This is a genomic window from Pseudoalteromonas sp. H105 (assembly GCF_001469215.1).
GTDB lineage: Bacteria > Pseudomonadota > Gammaproteobacteria > Enterobacterales > Alteromonadaceae > Pseudoalteromonas.
Genome location: NZ_LOFH01000002.1, coordinates 493,368 through 511,527 on the forward strand (window position 1 = coordinate 493,368; position 18,160 = coordinate 511,527).

The window sequence follows — 18,160 nt, forward strand, 5'->3', positions numbered from 1 at the left end:
TTTAAATGATAGAAATGGTAGAAAAACCACCTGGTTTTTTCGCTACGTGAACCACAGTGGAAACGCGTTCTGTTAGCTGTGATACATGAGATATCACCCCTACTTTTCGCCCTTGCGCTTGCAATGAATCAAGTGCATCCATTGCAATACTGAGGGTTTCACTGTCTAACGTACCAAACCCTTCGTCAATAAACAAAGAGTTAATACTTACTTTGTTTGATGAAAGTGAGGCAAGCCCTAATGCAAGTGCCAACGACACTAAAAATGACTCACCACCAGAGAGGGTATTAACAGAGCGTTGTTCGTCAGCCATATCACGGTCGATAATAGCAATGTCGAGAGTTTGTGCGATGGCTGTTAGCTCATAGCGTTTGTTGAGCGTTTTTAGGTGGCTATTAGCATAATGCAGGAGAATTTTTAGCGTTTGCGTTTGCGCTAAGTTACGCATAGTTTTACCCGTAGCATCGCCAAGAACTTTATTTAACAAATTCCACTGTTCAACTTGCTGTTGTAAAGAGCTCAACTCGCTCTGTTTGGTGTGCAGTGCTTTAGCGTTTTGATGGTGTTGCTCAAGCACGGTATTGGTTTCAAGCTGCGTTTTATGCAGTGCTGTTTGCGCTTGTGTGAGGTCAGTTAATTGCGTTAATAGTGCCTGCTCTGTTTGTGCTGGTTTATCACTAGTTTGATGTTGCTTTTCGGCATTTTGTTGCTGTTTTAGTAAAGCATTTGCATCCACTAATGCTTGGGTTAATTGCTCATGTTGTTTTAACTGGGCTTTGATTTCATCATTACTTAGAGTTAGTAAAAATGTGATCCGTTCTTCAGTCGCATCACTATATTGGCGCTTAAAATCAGCAAACCAATGGTTATAACGCTCATCTAGACTCGCTTGTTCTTGATCATTCTCAAGTAGGCGTTGCTGGTAATTTTTCACTGTGATTGTTTGTTCATCACGTTGCTTAACGGCGTGATCATAAGCTTGCTGGCCTTTGGTAAGCTGTGCTTGGCATTGTTCGAGTTGCGTACTCAGGTTTGCTTGGTATTGATCTGCGCTTATTTCTTGATTGTTAAATAGCGCAAGGCGCTCTGATTGCACGCTATTGTGCTGTTGTTCTAGCTTAGTTAATTCATCATTTAAGGCTGCTAATGTGCTTTGGGCATGACTAATAAGCGGAGTAAGATGTTGTATTTTTTGTTCTGCACTCTCAAGGTGCTTTTGATTTTGTTCAAGCTGCTGTTGGGTTTGCTGGTAATGCTCAACCTGTGTGTTTAAATCTGCTAAGTCAAGAGACTGGTTTTGTAGTTGCTGCCAAAACTCAGTGTCAGCAAATTGCGTGTTTAAGCTTGCTGTTAGCTTAGTTAATTGCTCACTTAGCTCACTGTGTTTGTGATTAAGTTGACCATGTTGATATGTTAAATCAGCATGTTTGCTGCGTATTTGTTGTTCGGTTTGTTGCTCTGAATGGAGCGTATTTTGCAACTGCTTTAGCTTTTCTTGCATATTACGCTGCTGTTTTTGCAGTTCAAAACTTTGGGCTTTTTGCTCACTTAATTGTTGGTAACGTGCGTCTAATTGCTCACTCGTTAAGTCATTAAGGTCAGTACGTGTGCCTTGCATAGTGTGTTTTATTTCTTGCTGTTTAGCTTTGGCACTGTTTATAACTTGCCCCAGCTGAGCATGCTCAGAGACTAAAACAGCGTGCTGAGTTTGCTGTTCATGAAGTTGTGTTTGTGCCAATTCATGATGCTTTTTTGCGTTTGTATAATCGCTTTCAAAGTCGGCTATTAAGTTATTCAGCTGAGGGTTTTGATCAGCAATATAAGGGTGCTCGGTGGCGCCACAAACAAGACATGGTTCGTTGGGTGCTAGTTGACTTCGTAAATGTTCTACATTCTCACTTGCGCGCAGTCGTGCTTTATTTAGGGTATCTTCAGTGTGTTTTAATGTTTGCTGTGAATTGAATAATTGCTGCTTTAGAGCCACTTCGCTCTGTTCGCTTTCTTTGAGCTTTAAAGCTATATGAGTTTGTTGCTGAGTACTGTGTTTTATTTCAATGTTAAATTGTTTGTAGTGCCTACGTTGTTCTTTTAAATAATCAATATATTTAATTTGAGCGTCACAATCTGCCATATTAAATTGCTCTTGCTGTGCATTGAGCTGAGTCAATGCTGTATGCTCATTTTGCAATAGCTGCTGGCTATCTGTTACCTTGGCCGTATGTAGTGCGAGTTGCTCAGTGTAATTTGCCAGCTCGGCAGTTATTTTTTTCTGTTGCGCTGTGCTGGTATGTATTTGCTCGGTAATGCTTATAAACTGCTTAAAATTGTGTTGGTGGTAAGCCCAGTCACTGGCTAGAGCTTGTAGCTGGTTGTGCTGTGTTAACCAGCTCTGCAGTTCTTTTTTAAGCTTCTCAGCGTCGTTATAACTGGTTTGACTTTGTTTTAGCTGCTGCTGTGTATCGTTTAATTGACTTTGTTGTTTGGCAATTTGTTGGCAGGTACTCGTTTTACTTTGGCTAAACATCGCTAACTGATTATCGAGCTCGCGGGCTTTAGCAATGACCGGCTCAGCTTCTTGCTTGTTTTGTTTAGCGCTTTGTAAAGCATCGCTATGCTTTTGTAGTGCCTGGCTTAGGTCAGCTATAATCGCTGTGTGATCTGTATTGTTCAAATCACGGATTTTATTTGCTAAGTCATCATTTTGGCTGTTGATACTTGCAACCCGGTTGCGGTTGTCTTTGATCTCTAACGCGCTTTGCGCTTGTTTTGCTTGTTCGCTCTTTTGAGCAATTGCGCTAACAGCCTCACTGGCCTGTTGTTGCTGTTGCACTGCTTGCTGAACGTTTTGCGCTAAAGTATTAGCCTGTTTAAACCAGTTAACGCCTTGCTCTGCTAAGGCAAGGTTTTTTTTGTTTTGCTTTATTTGCTGTTCTAACTCTGCCAATTGCGTGGTTTTTGCCGCCAGCTCTTCGTCGCTGAGCAAGGTATAACTGGCAAGACTGGCTTTTAATAATTCTAGTCTATCTTTTTGTTCTTTATGACGCTCAAAAATACGCTTACCAATTAAGCTAAACTTATCGGTGCCGGTTAAGCATTCTAACAATTGGGCTCGCTCATCGCCGGTGGCTTTTAAAAAAGCGGCAAACTCATGTTGGGCTAATAGCACGGCGCGTGAGAACTGCTCAAAGCTCAGTCCTATTTTGTGTTCTACTTCCTTTATTGTTGTACTTTTGTCTGCAATAAGCGTTTCGTCAGGTAAGGCATATAGGGTATGTTCTGCTGTTTTTAGTTTACCGCTTACTTTTTTATGTGTTCTTTGAATTGAATAGCGCGCACTGTAAAGCTGTTTATCTTGGCCAACAAATTCAACCTCAGCATAGCCTTCCCATTTTCCTTTACGTAATAGATTGCGTGGATCATTGAGTTTTATACTGTCGCCATTAAAGTCAATAAGGTTGCCTTTATCGCCTCTTAAGCGTGCAGTTTTAGTATACAACGCTAGGCAAATTGCATCTAAAAATGTGCTCTTTCCTGCGCCTGTATCCCCGGTGATAGCAAAGAGGCCCGCTTCTTTTAGTGGTGTCTTGGTGAAGTCAATTTCAGCGTCAACAATCGAGGCTAAGTTATGGATCCGTACAGCGGTTATTTTCATAATTGTTCTTGCTCCGCCAGTTCACTTATTACGGCATTTAATAACGTTTTTATTTCCTCTGGCACATCTTGCCCTGCCATGTCTTTATCGTTGGCAAAGGCTTGCTCAAGTAAATTAATAGGATTAAGCATTTCAACCTGGTTTAAATCTTCAAATACAGTGTTGTTTGATTGAGTTTGATTGTTTTCACGTACACGTTCGATACCACAAAAACGAATGTTCTTACCCTCTAACGCTTGCTCAATTTGCTCCCTGAACGTTGTATCTGTATCACTGGATTTTAACTTAACTCTTAAATATGGTGCGACGGCATTTTCATCTGCTTTTAATGCATTAATTTGCTCGCATAATGCGGCTAATGGAACACACTCGCCTTCGGGTAATATCAACACATCAGCAGAGCGAGGAATGTAAAGGGGGTTTACAGTGGTCACTATTTGCTGTTTGTCGTCGGTATTAAATTCTACAAGGTTCACTTGATGGGTATAGTTTCGTTCGGAAAATGACATCGGCATAGGTGTGCCGCAATAACGAATGGTGTTTGATTTAGCGACCTTTTGTGCTTTGTGTAAATGACCAAGTGCCACGTAATCAGCCTGCTCGCTAAATACCTTTGCTGTTATAGCTTCTTCACCACCTATCACTAAGTTGCGTTCAGAGTCACTTGAGATATCGCCGCCTTTGGCATGCAAATGCCCCATTACAATCAGAGGCGTGGTATCTGGTTTATCAATTAACGCAAGCTCAGTGCTAAGTTTATAAGCCTGTGCAACGCCTTGAACGTAACTAAAACCATCATTTGTGCCACTTAGTGTGCTAACATCACTAGCGCGCAAAAAGGGCATTGCTACAATATGTGCGGCTATAGTGGGTGTGTTAATTTTTATTACAACATCAGCTGGGTTTTGTATATCAAACCGCCCTACTACGTGTGTATCAAATTGGGCGAGCAACGGCTGCGCTGCTAATATGCGATTTGCAGAATCATGATTTCCAGCGATTAAAATAATCTTTAGCGAAGGACATTTTTGTTTGACGTCTTTTACGAATTGATAGAGTTGATTTTCGGCACTCGCAGCAGGCGTCGCTGTATGATAAATATCACCAGCCACAATAAGTAAATTAATATGTTCATTGGCGAGCGTGTCAATTAGCCAATTAAAAAATTGCTGATGCTCAGCAAATCTAGAGTGTTCATAGAATTGTTGGCCAAGATGCCAATCAGAGGTATGTAAGACTTTCATGTCACGCTCTTAATAATAGGTTAAGAGCGCCAATATACCCAAGCTAAGTGAAGATGCAAGAGGCGAATTTAATTCTTTAAGCGCTTAAGCTGTACCATGCAAAAATAATCATAGGCAGTGCTAACAAAGCCATAGCTAGCGGAATCTTTATTGCTTTAGTTTGTTTTGCTTGAAGTGCTTTAATGGCATTTTTTTCATTACAAGCCGCTACTTTATCAATATAAAAATAACCGGAGTCAAGGTACTGCTTACAGCTTTGTTCATTTGCTGGGATTGCAATAAGTTCTTGTTGTTTTTTTAGGATGTAAAAATCCATATGACCACCGTGTTCGCTGCTTTGTTTCTGAATGCATTTGAGTAAATTAAAACGTTTTATAATTCACTCAAATCAAAAAAGTGGGCGATTTTAAATACAAATAAGGGTAAAGATCAACAAAAAAATGCACTATTTGAGGATTAAAGTGTAAATACTCAAAATTATCGTTAAAAGCATTAAAGCTGTGCATAAAACACGCCAGTTTTTATCGTTTTTACTACTTTTTGGGTGGCGATTTAATGCGTCATTTTCATCCCTTGCGGCAATAATTTCAACAAATTTAAACCCCTTCTTTTCATACTCATTTAAGAGAGATTCTTGTGCAGGAATGGCAGCAACACATTGCTCTTTTTTTATGATATAAAACTTCATGCTTTACTCCTACCTCATTCTCTTATTAATAGCTTAGCGTAATCATCTGAATTAAAGCTGAACTATACCCAAAACAATACCGAGAGGTAGCGTGTTTATAAATGTAAACCCCCTTTACATTTCATTATTAGCTATACCCAAGCCACCTCAAGGTGCAAGTTTCAGTTGGAATTAAAAGCGATTTAGGCAAGGCATTGATTGCAAGTAATAGTGGTTCTATTGTTAAAATCAATAACGCAGTATAAATCGCTTTTAAACCAACCCGTTGGGCGTTTCACAGGCACTTACTCTCCGTGTTGTTCCTTCTTAAAAGGGATGGCCATTGTTGCAAAGTAACGCCTTGATATTAAGCCCCTGTGAAGCGCTGAATTCTGCATCTTGAGGTGGTTTGGGTATATAACAAATTGTTTACCCTATTAATGCGGTGTTTGGTCGCGATTAAATTGAATCTTTTTGACTAATTTGACACAGTACGCTTACGAATATTTAACAGGATTAATTATGAAAAAGGCGGTTGTTACTTTAGGTTTACTGCTTGCACCTCTTGCGTTCTCAAGTACAGTGTCTGCGTCTTCGGTAGAGCAAACTAAAGGGTCATTTGTTGATAAGTTTCGTCAATTAGATGAAGCGTTACCTACTCCAAATGTTTATAGAAGCGCGGCGGGTGAGCCCGGTGAAAAGTATTGGCAACAAGAAGTTAATTATGAGATTGATGCTGAGTTAGATGAAAAGCAACGCCGTCTTACTGCGAGTCAAACAATAGAATATAAAAATAACTCGCCTCATACATTAAAATACCTCTGGTTACAGCTGGATCAAAATATTTTCAAAAGTGATTCTATTGCCGAACGCACAGCGACCTTTAAAGGCTCAGCGTTACAAGGCCGCCCTGATGCGAAACCTGCAAAATTAAGCTTAGGGCAATTACGCCGTCAGCAATTTATGCATGACAATGAACTTGGCTTCACAATTGCTAATGTTAAAGATGAGAGCGGTGATGAGCTTAAAGTAACGGTTGTAGATACTTTAATGCGTATTGATTTAAATGAACCATTAAAGCCTGGTAAAGACGTTGAGTTTAGCATGGACTTTGCGTTCAACATTGTTGAAGAAGATGCAGTAGGTGCCCGTTCTGGTTATGAGCATTTTGAGGAAGATGGCAATGATATCTTCTTGCTTGCGCAGTGGTTCCCTCGCTTAGCTGCTTATACAGATTACGAAGCGTGGACAAATAAAGCCTTTTTAGGCAGCGGTGAATTTACGCTAGAGTTTGGTGATTATGATGTTGAGCTAACGGTCCCAGCTGACCATATTGTATCTGCCACGGGTCAGCTTGATAACGCAAGCTCAGTGCTTACACGTACTCAACGTAACCGTTTAAAAGACGCTGAAAATGCGAAGCGCCCTGTTTTTATTGTGACAGAAGAAGAAGCCTTAGAGAATGAAAAACAAGGCACCGATAAAACCAAAACATGGCACTTCAAAGCCGAAAACGTGCGTGATTTTGCATGGGCGTCATCGCGTAAGTTTATGTGGGATGCTAAAGGCTACCAACAAGGTGGTGATGAGCAGCCATTGGTTATGGCTATGTCATTCTTCCCTAAAGAAGGGGGTGACTTGTGGAAAAAGTACTCTACAGAGTCTGTGGTTCATACCATGGAAGTGTATTCGCGCTTTTCATTTGACTACCCTTACCCTGTCGCACAATCAGTAAATGGCCCTGTGGGCGGCATGGAATACCCTATGATTACCTTCAATGGTCCTCGTACGGAATTGCAAGATGACGGTACTCGTACTTATTCACAAGCTGAGAAACGCTTTTTAATCGGCGTTGTTATTCATGAAGTGGGTCACATTTACTTCCCTATGATTGTTAACTCAGACGAGCGCCAATGGACATGGATGGATGAAGGTTTAAATAGCTTTTTAGATGGTGTGGCAGGTCGTGAGTGGGATCACACTATTCCATGGGGCGTAGAGCCGCGTGATATTGTTGCCTACATGAAGTCAGAAAACCAAGTGCCTGTAATGACACAGTCTGACAGCGTATTGCGTTTAGGACCTAATGCTTACACTAAACCGGCAGCTGCACTTAATATTTTACGCGAAGTAGTGCTAGGCCGTGAGTTGTTTGATTTTGCATTTAAAGAGTACGCGCAACGTTGGAAGTATAAGCGCCCTACCCCCGCTGATTTCTTCCGTACAATGGAAGAAGCGTCAGGTGTCGATTTAGACTGGTTCTGGCGTGGTTGGTTCTACACGACTGACCATGTTGATATTGCTTTAGATAAAGTCTACAAGCTGCAGCTTGATACTAAAAACCCTGATATAGACTTTAGCCGTTTACGTGATATAGAAGCAGACAAGCCTATGCCGCTTTTTGTTGAACGCAATAAGGCAGAAGGTAAAAAACTATGGGTTGACGAAAACCCAGATGTGACCGACTTTTACGATACCAATGATCGTTTTACCGTAACCAACAAAGAACGTAATGCATATAACAAGTTTTTAAAGGGCCTTAAACCTTGGGAGCGTCAAGTGTTTGATCGCGCTATCGAAGACGATAAGAACTATTATGTACTTGAGTTTTCAAACGTAGGTGGTCTAGTTATGCCTATTTTGCTTGAACTGACCTTTGCAGATGGCAGCAAAGAAATGCAGCATATTCCTGCTGAAATCTGGCGCCGTAACCATAAACATGTGCAAAAGCTAATTATCACTGATAAAGAAAAGGAAGTTGTTTCTGTGTCGGTTGACCCTCGTTGGGAAACGGCTGATGTTGATGTTGAAAATAATCATTACCCACGTCAAATTATCCCTTCGCGTATCGAAGTGTATAAGCGTAAAAAGAGCACTGCTAAAGTACGTCGTGATATCATGCAAGATATCAAAACAGAGCTTAAAAAAGACGATGAAAAAGATGATGCCAAGGAGCAAAATTAATGCGCATCATGCTCATTTTTTTAGCTTTGCTTGTTGCTGCGCCTACCATGGCGCATCAACTTAAGGCGTCAGTGACTACTGTGTTATTTAATAAACGAACTAGCAATATTGAATTGATGCATCGTTTTTATTTACATGATACAGAGCATGCAGTGGAGCATTTGTTTCCCGGTGGTGCTGACATCATTAGTAATAAGGTCGATCAACAACGCTTTGTTGACTACATTGAATCGCACGTTGCTCTGCAAACCCTCAGTGGTGAGCCTTTAACGCTTAGCGAAGTGGGTGCACAAATTGATGGCAAGTTCTTTTGGGTCTATCAAGAAGCACCTATCCCTAAAAGTATCAAAGGTATAAAAATGAGTCACGGGGCCCTTCGTGAACTTTGGCCTGCACAAGTTAATATGGTCAATGTGGAAGGGCGCGGAAAAGTTAAAACATTACACTTTACGCAAAATGATACCTGGCTTGAAGCACGTTTCGAATCTAAAGAGGGGGTGCCCTTAAATCCTTAATCAAACAGCATGTATATGCTCAGTTACTCTGAGACCTAAGCATAATAATGCTCTTCAATGAACCCCAACCTTCGCGCGCAGTGCTTTAGCGCGCGTTTTTAAATCTCTAAAAAAAGTACACATGATCGTTTGCATATTTAAGTGCGTAAACTATCTTAAAGTAACGGCAGAGCAGCTATGAAAAATAAAGCATATACAAGGAATAGTATGAATATCGATCATAATCGTATAGAGGGCATTATATTTGACCTTGATGGTACTTTAGTGTCTTCTGAGTTAGATTTTACACTAATAAAAGCCCAGCTTAACTGCCCCGCAGATCAAGACCTGTTGAACTTTATTGCGTCACTTCCTTCTCCTTACATGCGCGAAGAAGCCATGGATATTGTGCATCAACATGAGCTCCTCGATGCGCAACACGCAGTTTTGTTACCCGGTGTGGCGCAAACAGTAGAATACTTAAACGGGATAGGCATTCCAATGGCCATCGTGACACGAAACTATAATCGGGCCGCTGCACTTAAGCTAAAAAACAACCCATTACCTATAGAAACAGTGCTCACTCGCAGCGATGCTCCCCCTAAGCCTGATCCAAGTGCATTAAATGCAATTGCTACCCTATGGGAGTTGGAGCAACATAAGTTAATATACGTTGGGGATTATTTGTATGACATACAAGCGGCTAAAAACGCAAAAATGCGTTCTTGCCTTTATGCACCCGATGAAATTCCTCATTATGCTCACCAAGCTGACTATATTTTGCATCACTTTAGTGAGCTGGCTGAGCTTGTTGATGATCTAAGTACTATGAAAGAAATGCTCCATAATTAGTTGCAATCTATTATTATGTTAAATTGCTTTAGGTTTTTATTTTAGCGAGTAGTAAATCTATTTAAGAGGATTTCAATATTAGTGATTTAAGCTACTAGCTCAACCTTCCCTGAATTGTTAAAATATAAGTAATACCGATATTAAATCAGAGGCAAAAGATGGGCAGAGCATTTGAAGTCCGCAAAAGTTCAATGGCTAAAACAGCCAATGCAAAGACTAAAATTAATTCTAAATACGGTAAAGAAATTTACGTTGTCGCTAAAAACGGTGAGCCCGACCCTGAGGTTAACCAAGCACTAAAACGGATTATTGAGCGCGCCAAACGTGATCAAGTTCCAGCTCACGTTATTGACAATGCAATAAAAAAAGCAGCCGGTGGTGCTGGGGAAGACTATTCCACAGCTCGTTATGAGGGGTATGGCCCTGGTAACTGCATGGTTATTGTTGACTGCTTGACCGATAACCCAAATCGTACCATCAAAGATGTGCGTTTACCTTTCACAAAAACAGAGTCTAAAATCGGTACCCCTGGGTGCGTAGCGCATATGTTTGATCATCTAGCCGTACTTGGGTTCAGTGGCGATGATGATGAAGTAGTGCTTGAAGCGCTTATGATGGCTGATGTTGATGTCACTGATGTTGAAGTTGAAGGCGGTAAGGTTTCAGTGTTTGCTCCTCATACTGAATATTACAAAGCAAAAACAGCATTAGAAGAAGCGTTTGAAGGCATTAATTTTGAAGTAGACGAAATTACCTTTGTGCCGCAAGTGCATGTAGATATCACCGATGAAGATGATATTGCTAATTTTGATAAGTTCATTAATATGCTTGAAGATTGTGACGACGTACAAAATGTTTATCATAATGCGACGGTTGTAAACTAGTACAGTATCTAGCCAGTTAAAAAGCGCACATAAGTGCGCTTTTTTTGTATATGGCTTTATGCTGAATGTTTGCTATTCACACTACTTATGGGGAGACAGTATTCATTTGCTTTTTTGATAAAAAGAAGAGGAACTAGCTGGCGCTTTGCCACTCCACAGCCCCTCAAATATGAAAATAGAAAAGGGGAGGGCGATCACGTTATTGCGAGTGCAGAAGATCTGTGTGAGGTCGATATGAAGGCTAGGAATAAAGCAAAAAAAAGCCAACCCGAAGGTTGGCTACATGACACAAATAAACTCGAAGGGGGAGTTATTTCTGCATTTCCTTATATTTTATACGAAAAGAATGCAGCAAAGGTTCAGTATACCCACTAGGCTGATTAGCCCCTTCAATAACAAGGGCTAATGCTGCTTGATAGGCAACGCTATTGGTTAATGTTTGAGGGGAGTCAGCCATATTATTATACGCCGTGTCGTGTGCGTTTTGGCCATCAACTACTTTTGCCATTTTAGCCATTGTGTTTTCAATTTGGGCTTGTGTACATACTCCATGTGCAAGCCAATTAGCCATATGTTGGCTGGAAATCCTCAGTGTCGCACGGTCTTCCATTAACCCAATGTGGTTAATATCGGGTACTTTTGAACAGCCAATACCTTGGTCAATCCAACGAACAACATACCCTAAAATTCCTTGTGCATTGTTATCAAGCTCTGCTTGGATGTCTTCTTTACTGAGTGAGCTAGGGTCGTTCATCAAAGGCGGAGTAAGTAAATCACTTAAGCTTGCCTCTTTGCGCTGTGCAATGCGCTTCTGACAGGTAAACACATCTATATCATGATAGTGCATTGCATGCAGTGTCGCAGCTGTGGGAGAGGGCACCCAGGCGGTATTGGCACCCGATTGGGGGTGTGCAGCTTTTTGTTCCATCATTAACGCCATTTTATCAGGCATTGGCCACATACCTTTACCTATTTGAGCGCGGCCGCTAAGCCCTGTTTGCAAACCAATATCAACATTTCTATCTTCATAGGCGCTGATCCAAGGTTGTTGTTTAATAGCCGCTTTAGGCAGCACGACACCTGCTTGCATTGAGGTGTGTATTTCATCGCCAGTACGGTCTAAAAATCCGGTATTGATAAAAACAACCCGTTCTTTAGCCGCTTCAATACAGGCTTTAAGGTTAACAGAGGTGCGACGTTCTTCGTCCATTATTCCCATTTTTATGGTGTTTGCGGGAAGATTTAGTACGTGTTCTACCTGACTGAAAAGTGTGTTTGTAAACGCGACTTCTTCTGGGCCATGCATTTTCGGTTTTACAATATTAATGCTCGCCGCAGATGAGTTTTTAACGGTACTACAGCCGTTTAAGTCATGAAGTGCTGCGGTTACGGTGATCATCGCATCCATGATACCTTCAAATACATCGTTTCCTTGTCTATCTTTGATTGCTGGGTTCGTCATCAGGTGGCCAACATTACGCACAAACATCATGCTACGGCCTTTTAGCGTCAACTGTTTACCATCAAGCCCGGTAAAGTGACGATCGCGAGATAATGAGCGTTCTACCGTTTGCCCACCTTTTGTAAACGATTCAACTAAATTGCCATTCATTAGGCCAAGCCAATTTTGATACACTTGCACTTTATCTTCTGCGTCAACGGCAGCGACAGAGTCTTCACAATCCATAATAGTGGTTAATGCGGCTTCTAATACAACATCTTTTAGGCCCGCTTTATCCGCTTTGCCTATTGGGTGCTGATGGTCAATTTGCAGCTCAATATGGAGTCCGTTATTTTTAAGCAAAATGGCACTCGGGTTTTGCGCTTCACCGATAAAGCCAACTAGCTGTTCCGGCTGTTTTAAGCACGTTTGTGAGCTGTCACGTAATGTAATGATTAGCTGACTATTGACGATAGAATAATTGGTGCTTTCAATATGAGAACCACACTCTAAAGGCAGTGACTTGTCTAGAAATTGCCTTGCATAAGCCATGACTTTAAAGCCCCGTACAGGGTTATAGGTAGACCCCTTTTCTGCGCCATCATCTTCTGTAAGTACATCCGTGCCGTAAAGTGCATCGTACAGTGAACCCCAGCGAGCGTTTGCTGCATTCAGTGCAAAACGTGCATTACTTACAGGCACAACAAGTTGCGGACCAGCACATTGTGCAATTTCAGGCTCTACGTTTTGCGTTTCGATTTTAAAGTCGTTTGGTTGAGAGACTAAATACCCAATCTCACTTAGAAATGTGTGGTATTGCTGCGCGTTCCATTGTGGATTGCGTTTATGGTAATCATCAATTTTTAACTGTAAAGCGTCTCGCTTTGCAAGCAGAGCACGGTTTATTGGGGTCAAATCGTCAATTATCTTTGCAAAACCTTGCCAAAATTGCTGTTCGCTGACATCGATACCAGGTAACAATTGGTTATTAATAAAGTCGGCTAATTGCGCATCTACAGTTAAGCCAAATTGACTGTGAGAGTGGGTTGTCATAGTTGCTATCCTTTAAACGGTCGCGGTGCATAAATTTCTTATGGGATAACCATAACGCATATAAAGGTTGTTGGGGGCGTTTATGGTATTCATCTGAGATATAGCCAGCATAATAACTATAAATTTACTAAATTATAAAAATCCGCCTAATGTTTAGTTAACCGCTAAGGAGCAAACCACTCCTAGCCACTCTCACAACAAATAAATATTAGCTTAACCCGTTCAAAGGATTTTTATTATGAGTACATACCAACAGCACACAGACACTTTAGCAACACTTTGTGAAACACAAGGTAAAACATGGCAGGCTATTAACCCTGAATATGCAAGCCGTATGCGTTTACAAAATCGTTTTCGTACTGGACTTGAGATTGCACAATTCACTGCTGACATAATGCGTGAAGACATGGCTGCTTATGATGCTGATACCAGTCAATATACACAGTCTCTAGGTTGTTGGCATGGCTTTACTGCCCAACAAATGATGATGGCCATTAAACGTCACCAAAAAACGACCAAGCGTAGCTATGTATACCTAAGTGGTTGGATGGTTGCCGCACTTCGCTCTGAGTTTGGCCCGTTACCTGACCAAAGTATGCATGAGAAAACATCTGTACCTGCGTTGATTGAAGAAATTTATACTTTCTTAAAGCAAGCCGATGCCCGTGAACTCGATCATTTATTTAAAGACCTAGATGAGGCAAAAGCAAATGGTGGTGATGTACAGGCTGTATTAGATAAAATTAATAATTTTGAAAGCCATGTCGTGCCTATTATCGCAGATATCGATGCAGGCTTTGGTAATGAAGAAGCCACGTACTTACTTGCTAAAAAGATGATTGAAGCCGGTGCGTGTGCTATTCAAATTGAAAACCAAGTGTCAGATGCGAAACAATGTGGTCACCAAGCGGGTAAAGTAACAGTACCGCATGAGGACTTCTTAGCAAAAATAAACGCTGTTCGTTATGCTTTTCTTGAATTGGGCATTGATAACGGTGTTATCGTTGCACGAACGGACTCATTAGGTGCAAGCTTGACGCAAAAAGTACCAGTATCACAAACACCGGGTGATTTAGCGAGCCAGTACAACGCATTTTTAGAAACGACGCCTATCAATGGCGTTGAAGACTTGAACGAAGGCGATACGGCCATGAAACTAAATGGCCAGCTTTGTAAACCAACACGGCTTGAAAATGGCTTATACCAGTTCCGCGAAGGCACAGAAAAAGACCGCGTAGTATTAGATTGTGTAACAAGCCTACAATCAGGTGCGGACCTATTGTGGATTGAAACTGAAAAGCCACATGTTAAACAAATTGCTGAACTAGTTAATCGTGTGAAAGAGCAAGTACCAGATGCAAAACTTGTTTATAACAACTCACCGTCATTTAACTGGACGCTTAAATTCCGTGAGCAGGTGTACCAAGAATGGCAAGAAGCAGGCCGCGATTTAGCAGCATACCCAAGCATTGATGATAATAAAGCATTGATGGCACCAGAAATGGATGGCACTGAGCTTGCTCAAGCTGCGGATGAACTCGTACAAAACTTCCAACGTGATGGCGCAAGAGAGGCGGGTATTTTCCACCACTTAATTACATTGCCTACTTACCATACAGCTGCACTTAGTACAGATATTTTATCTGAAGGGTATTTCGGTGATTTGGGGATGTTGGCCTATGTACGTGATGTTCAGCGTCAAGAAATTCGTCGTGAACAAGCGTCTGTTAAACACCAAGATTTAGCGGGTTCAAATATGGGTGATACACATAAAGAATACTTCTCAGGTGAGAATGCACTTAAAGCCGGTGGTGAAGCAAACACAATGAACCAGTTCTAACGAAAACTATTTCCTAGTCAACAATGTTATAAGGGCCGAAAGGCCCTTTTTTTATGAGAGATAACTACACAGCGTTATAAATTGTTTATTGTGTCTGTCTTGGATCAAGATTTTACTAGCATAACGTGTGCTGATTAAATGTATGGATCAGAGTTTTATCAAGAAGCACTTTTGTCACTTATAGTCGTCACTTTTACAAATATACCGATATATTTGGCCATAAAAAGTGTGCTTTTTGGGTATAAAGTGAAAATATAAACCGAATTTTTACTAACACAGCCCTTTTTCAAATCACTTTTTTACTAACTTAAACGCCATAAACAGTGACTCAAACCGATTTTTTACTAACTCCAGGTAGTGAAATTGACATAAACCGAAATTTTACTAACTCACTTTATTACTAAAGTCCGATATTAAGGTGGAAGATCACTATTCGCTGTGTGTAAAGGGGGTTTACAAAAGAAAAGTGGAATAAACAAGCTAGGCGCTAATTAAAAAGAGCCTAGCTTAATTAAACTTAATCTGTGTGTTTATCGAACCACCATTGAATATAGGCAACTTTCGCCATTAAGTTTGAAGGGCGGCTTGTTATACCGTGAGAAGCATCAGGTATACGCACCATAGCAGTTTCAACGCCTTGTAACTTTAAGGCTTGGTAGAACTGTTCTGTCTCTGATATCGGGGTGCGATAATCGGCTTCACCCGTTAAGAGCATTGTCGGAGTAGTAACATTCCCAATATAACTAATTGGAGAACGTTTCATATAGTGTTCTATGTGATCCCATGGTTTTCCAGGAAACCAATAATCTGCAAAAAAGGGGTAGTAGTCAGCAGTTAGTACAAAACTGATCCAATTAATTACGGGCTTAGCGACAACAGCCGCAGCAAAACGGTCTGTATGACCAACAATCCATGCGGTTAATACTCCGCCACCTGAGCCACCAGTAACAAATAGCTTAGATTCATCAATAAACCCTTTTGCAATTAATGCATCGACACCCGTCATTAAGTCATCAAAATCATTGCTAGGGTAATTATGATGAATGGTTTGGGCAAATGATTTGCCATACGAGTCACTGCCGCGCGGGTTCATATACAATACAACATTACCTTTGGCTGCAAACAACTGCACTTCAGGGCTAAAGTGTGGACCATAATTGGCCACCGGCCCGCCGTGAATTTCAAGTATTAAGGGGTATTTTTTTGACTTGTCAAAGCCTGGAGGGTAGGCAACCCAGCCTTGAATTGGTAAATCATCATAGCTTGATTTAACCCAGATCTCTTCTACGTTAGCGAGTGTTTTATTGCCTAATGCATCTTCATTGAGCCTTGTTAAATGCTGTACTTTTCCTCGTTTTAAAAAGGCGACGTCAGCGGGGCGCTGTGTGTTTGCAATAGTAAAAGCAACATCGCCTTTGTCGCTAATATCAAAATCTCCACCAGAATAAGGACGGCCAAAAGCAACGCTACCTAGACCCTTGCTTAGGACTTTTGCTTTGCCTTTGCGAGGTTGGTAAGCAAGCGTTGTTTGCCCTTCGCTGTCATATGCAACATAAAGCCCTTTAGAATCTTTTGCCCATTTTATTTTTTCAACACTGCGATCTAAATTTTCCGTTATATTGTCAGTTTCACCCGTTTTGAGATTATGAATATACAGGTGGGTATTTTCATAATTAGTCTTTTTATCGTCATACCCTGTGTATGCTAAGTAGCGACCATTCGGTGATACTTGAGGTTGGCTGTCAGGACCGAGTCTATCGGTAAGTTGAGTAATAGCAAGTGTTTCAATGTTAAGAGAATACAGTTCAGAATTAGTGGGCTTTAATAGGTAATCAGCATGACGATTGGCAGAGAAATACAGGTTCTTTCCATCTTGGCTGAAACTTAATGTACCTCCATGGTCAAAGTTCCCAGAGGTGAGTTGGTTAGCATTTCCCCCATTAGCATTGATAGCAAATAGATGACGAAAACCTTTCTTTGTATAACCCGCACCATCAGCGCGGTAATAAACATCATCAATATACTTGGCTGGCTCTGCCCAATTAGCACCCGTTGGTTTTCCTGGTAAAGATATTGGGTTTGCTGCTGGGGCCGGTACAAACTGGCTAAAGGCGATATATTTACCATTTGGCGACCAGGTTATATTTCCTGGGCTTTGGGTTAAGTTGCTTATTTTTGCCACTGCGCCTGTATTGAGCCACTTTACATAAATTTGACTACTGCCATCGCGGGTAGAAATAAACGCTAAACGTGTTTCATCAGGTGATAAAACAGGTGAGTAATCTACATGTACACCGGATGTTAGTGGTTGTAATTGTTTAGAGTTACTATCTACAGACCAAATATTACTGACTTTACGGTCACTTTTAATATCCATGCGATTACGAACAAAGTAGACCTTATCGCCTTTGTTCGTTATATCAAGCTGATTGGCGTATTCTAAATCGAATACATTTTCCAATTGTAATACATTGCTCGGCTCTGTGGCATAAGCGTAAAAGCTTGCCGAGGCTAACAATGCTAGAGGGGTTAAAAATTTCATTCCTATTCCTTGTTATTAAACAGCGTCATTGAAGCTATAAAGTAACAGTGATGAAAAAGACACTTTAATGCGATAAGAAGTGGACAAACGACTGTGGAACACATAATTTAATGATGCATATTTAAAAAGGAGTATTCATATGATTGGTTATACGATGGTAGGCACAAATGATTTAGAAAAAGCGGTGGTTTTTTATGATCAACTGCTAGGTCAGTTAGGTGCGCAGCGGTTTCTAGAAAACGATCGTTTTGTTGCGTGGAGTACAGGTGAAAAGACGCCCGGGTTTTCTGTGACACTCCCATATAATGATGATCCTGCCACTGTGGGAAATGGCTCAATGATTGCTCTAGCAATGGAAACGCCAGCGCAGGTGGACGCGCTTTACGCAAAAGCAATTGAGCTTGGGGCTAGCGATGAGGGGGCGCCCGGTTCACGAGAAATGCCTGGGTTTTATGCTGGTTACTTTCGTGATCTCGATGGTAATAAACTGAATGTGTTTTGCTTTACACAGACTGCTTAAACTATAG

General features: G+C 41.1%; 12 protein-coding genes. 6 read left to right on the top strand and 6 right to left on the bottom strand.

Annotation, left to right across the window (positions count from 1 at the left end; all coding sequences use genetic code 11):
• Position 1: 1 nt before the first annotated feature.
• The 4 genes from ATS75_RS05670 to ATS75_RS05685 form a co-directional block, all read right to left on the bottom strand.
• A complete protein-coding gene (locus tag ATS75_RS05670; RefSeq protein ID WP_058559457.1) occupies positions 2-3,652 on the bottom strand; it encodes an AAA family ATPase in 3,651 nt (1,216 codons plus the stop codon).
• Positions 3,649-4,896, bottom strand: a complete 1,248-nt coding sequence (locus ATS75_RS05675) for an exonuclease SbcCD subunit D C-terminal domain-containing protein (RefSeq protein ID WP_058559458.1) — start codon at positions 4,894-4,896, stop codon at positions 3,649-3,651. The genes ATS75_RS05670 and ATS75_RS05675 overlap by 4 nt, the downstream gene beginning before the upstream one ends.
• A 76-nt stretch (positions 4,897-4,972) precedes the next feature.
• A complete protein-coding gene (locus tag ATS75_RS05680; protein WP_058559459.1) occupies positions 4,973-5,212 on the bottom strand; it encodes a hypothetical protein in 240 nt (79 codons plus the stop codon).
• Between the two features lie 129 nt (positions 5,213-5,341).
• On the bottom strand, positions 5,342-5,584 hold the full coding sequence (locus tag ATS75_RS05685) for a hypothetical protein (protein ID WP_058559460.1): 243 nt from the start codon (positions 5,582-5,584) through the stop codon (positions 5,342-5,344).
• A gap of 501 nt (positions 5,585-6,085) precedes the next feature.
• On the opposite strand from ATS75_RS05685, the gene ATS75_RS05690 reads away from it, so the two are divergent.
• The 4 genes from ATS75_RS05690 (at position 6,086) to ATS75_RS05705 (ending at position 10,757) form a co-directional block, all read left to right on the top strand.
• Positions 6,086-8,527, top strand: coding sequence for a M1 family metallopeptidase (locus tag ATS75_RS05690; RefSeq protein WP_058559461.1), 2,442 nt, complete (start codon positions 6,086-6,088; stop codon positions 8,525-8,527).
• A complete protein-coding gene (locus tag ATS75_RS05695) occupies positions 8,527-9,042 on the top strand; it encodes a DUF6702 family protein (RefSeq protein ID WP_058559462.1) in 516 nt (171 codons plus the stop codon). The genes ATS75_RS05690 and ATS75_RS05695 overlap by 1 nt, the downstream gene beginning before the upstream one ends.
• Positions 9,043-9,249: 207 nt before the next feature.
• A complete protein-coding gene (locus ATS75_RS05700) occupies positions 9,250-9,873 on the top strand; it encodes an HAD family hydrolase (RefSeq protein WP_058559463.1) in 624 nt (207 codons plus the stop codon).
• A gap of 158 nt (positions 9,874-10,031) precedes the next feature.
• Positions 10,032-10,757, top strand: a complete 726-nt coding sequence (locus ATS75_RS05705; RefSeq protein ID WP_058559464.1) for a YebC/PmpR family DNA-binding transcriptional regulator — start codon at positions 10,032-10,034, stop codon at positions 10,755-10,757.
• A 310-nt stretch (positions 10,758-11,067) separates the two neighbouring features.
• On the opposite strand, the gene ATS75_RS05715 is transcribed toward ATS75_RS05705, so the two are convergent.
• The gene (locus tag ATS75_RS05715) at positions 11,068-13,251 is read right to left on the bottom strand and encodes a malate synthase G (protein ID WP_058559466.1); all 2,184 of its coding nucleotides are present in this window, start codon (positions 13,249-13,251) and stop codon (positions 11,068-11,070) included.
• Between the two features lie 238 nt (positions 13,252-13,489).
• Here ATS75_RS05715 and ATS75_RS05720 point away from each other — a divergent pair, with 238 nt between their 5' ends.
• On the top strand, positions 13,490-15,091 hold the full coding sequence (locus ATS75_RS05720; RefSeq protein WP_058559467.1) for an isocitrate lyase: 1,602 nt from the start codon (positions 13,490-13,492) through the stop codon (positions 15,089-15,091).
• Positions 15,092-15,608: 517 nt separating this feature from the next.
• Here the strand turns inward: ATS75_RS05720 and ATS75_RS05725 are convergent.
• On the bottom strand, positions 15,609-17,633 hold the full coding sequence (locus ATS75_RS05725; RefSeq protein WP_058559468.1) for a S9 family peptidase: 2,025 nt from the start codon (positions 17,631-17,633) through the stop codon (positions 15,609-15,611).
• A gap of 139 nt (positions 17,634-17,772) precedes the next feature.
• On the opposite strand from ATS75_RS05725, the gene ATS75_RS05730 reads away from it, so the two are divergent.
• The gene (locus tag ATS75_RS05730) at positions 17,773-18,153 is read left to right on the top strand and encodes a VOC family protein (protein WP_058559469.1); all 381 of its coding nucleotides are present in this window, start codon (positions 17,773-17,775) and stop codon (positions 18,151-18,153) included.
• Positions 18,154-18,160 lie beyond the last annotated feature (7 nt).

What these genes read in the sequence shown, in the direction of transcription:
- ATS75_RS05700 (WP_058559463.1), top strand. Translation starts at nt 9,250, where the DNA reads ATGAATATCGATCATAATCGTATAGAGGGCATTATATTTGACCTTGAT.
- ATS75_RS05705 (WP_058559464.1), top strand. Translation starts at nt 10,032, where the DNA reads ATGGGCAGAGCATTTGAAGTCCGCAAAAGTTCAATGGCTAAAACAGCC.
- ATS75_RS05690 (WP_058559461.1), top strand. Translation starts at nt 6,086, where the DNA reads ATGAAAAAGGCGGTTGTTACTTTAGGTTTACTGCTTGCACCTCTTGCG.
- ATS75_RS05695 (WP_058559462.1), top strand. Translation starts at nt 8,527, where the DNA reads ATGCGCATCATGCTCATTTTTTTAGCTTTGCTTGTTGCTGCGCCTACC.
- ATS75_RS05670 (WP_058559457.1), bottom strand. Translation starts at nt 3,652, where the DNA reads ATGAAAATAACCGCTGTACGGATCCATAACTTAGCCTCGATTGTTGAC.
- ATS75_RS05725 (WP_058559468.1), bottom strand. Translation starts at nt 17,633, where the DNA reads ATGAAATTTTTAACCCCTCTAGCATTGTTAGCCTCGGCAAGCTTTTAC.
- ATS75_RS05730 (WP_058559469.1), top strand. Translation starts at nt 17,773, where the DNA reads ATGATTGGTTATACGATGGTAGGCACAAATGATTTAGAAAAAGCGGTG.
- ATS75_RS05675 (WP_058559458.1), bottom strand. Translation starts at nt 4,896, where the DNA reads ATGAAAGTCTTACATACCTCTGATTGGCATCTTGGCCAACAATTCTAT.
- ATS75_RS05715 (WP_058559466.1), bottom strand. Translation starts at nt 13,251, where the DNA reads ATGACAACCCACTCTCACAGTCAATTTGGCTTAACTGTAGATGCGCAA.
- ATS75_RS05720 (WP_058559467.1), top strand. Translation starts at nt 13,490, where the DNA reads ATGAGTACATACCAACAGCACACAGACACTTTAGCAACACTTTGTGAA.
- ATS75_RS05685 (WP_058559460.1), bottom strand. Translation starts at nt 5,584, where the DNA reads ATGAAGTTTTATATCATAAAAAAAGAGCAATGTGTTGCTGCCATTCCT.
- ATS75_RS05680 (WP_058559459.1), bottom strand. Translation starts at nt 5,212, where the DNA reads ATGGATTTTTACATCCTAAAAAAACAACAAGAACTTATTGCAATCCCA.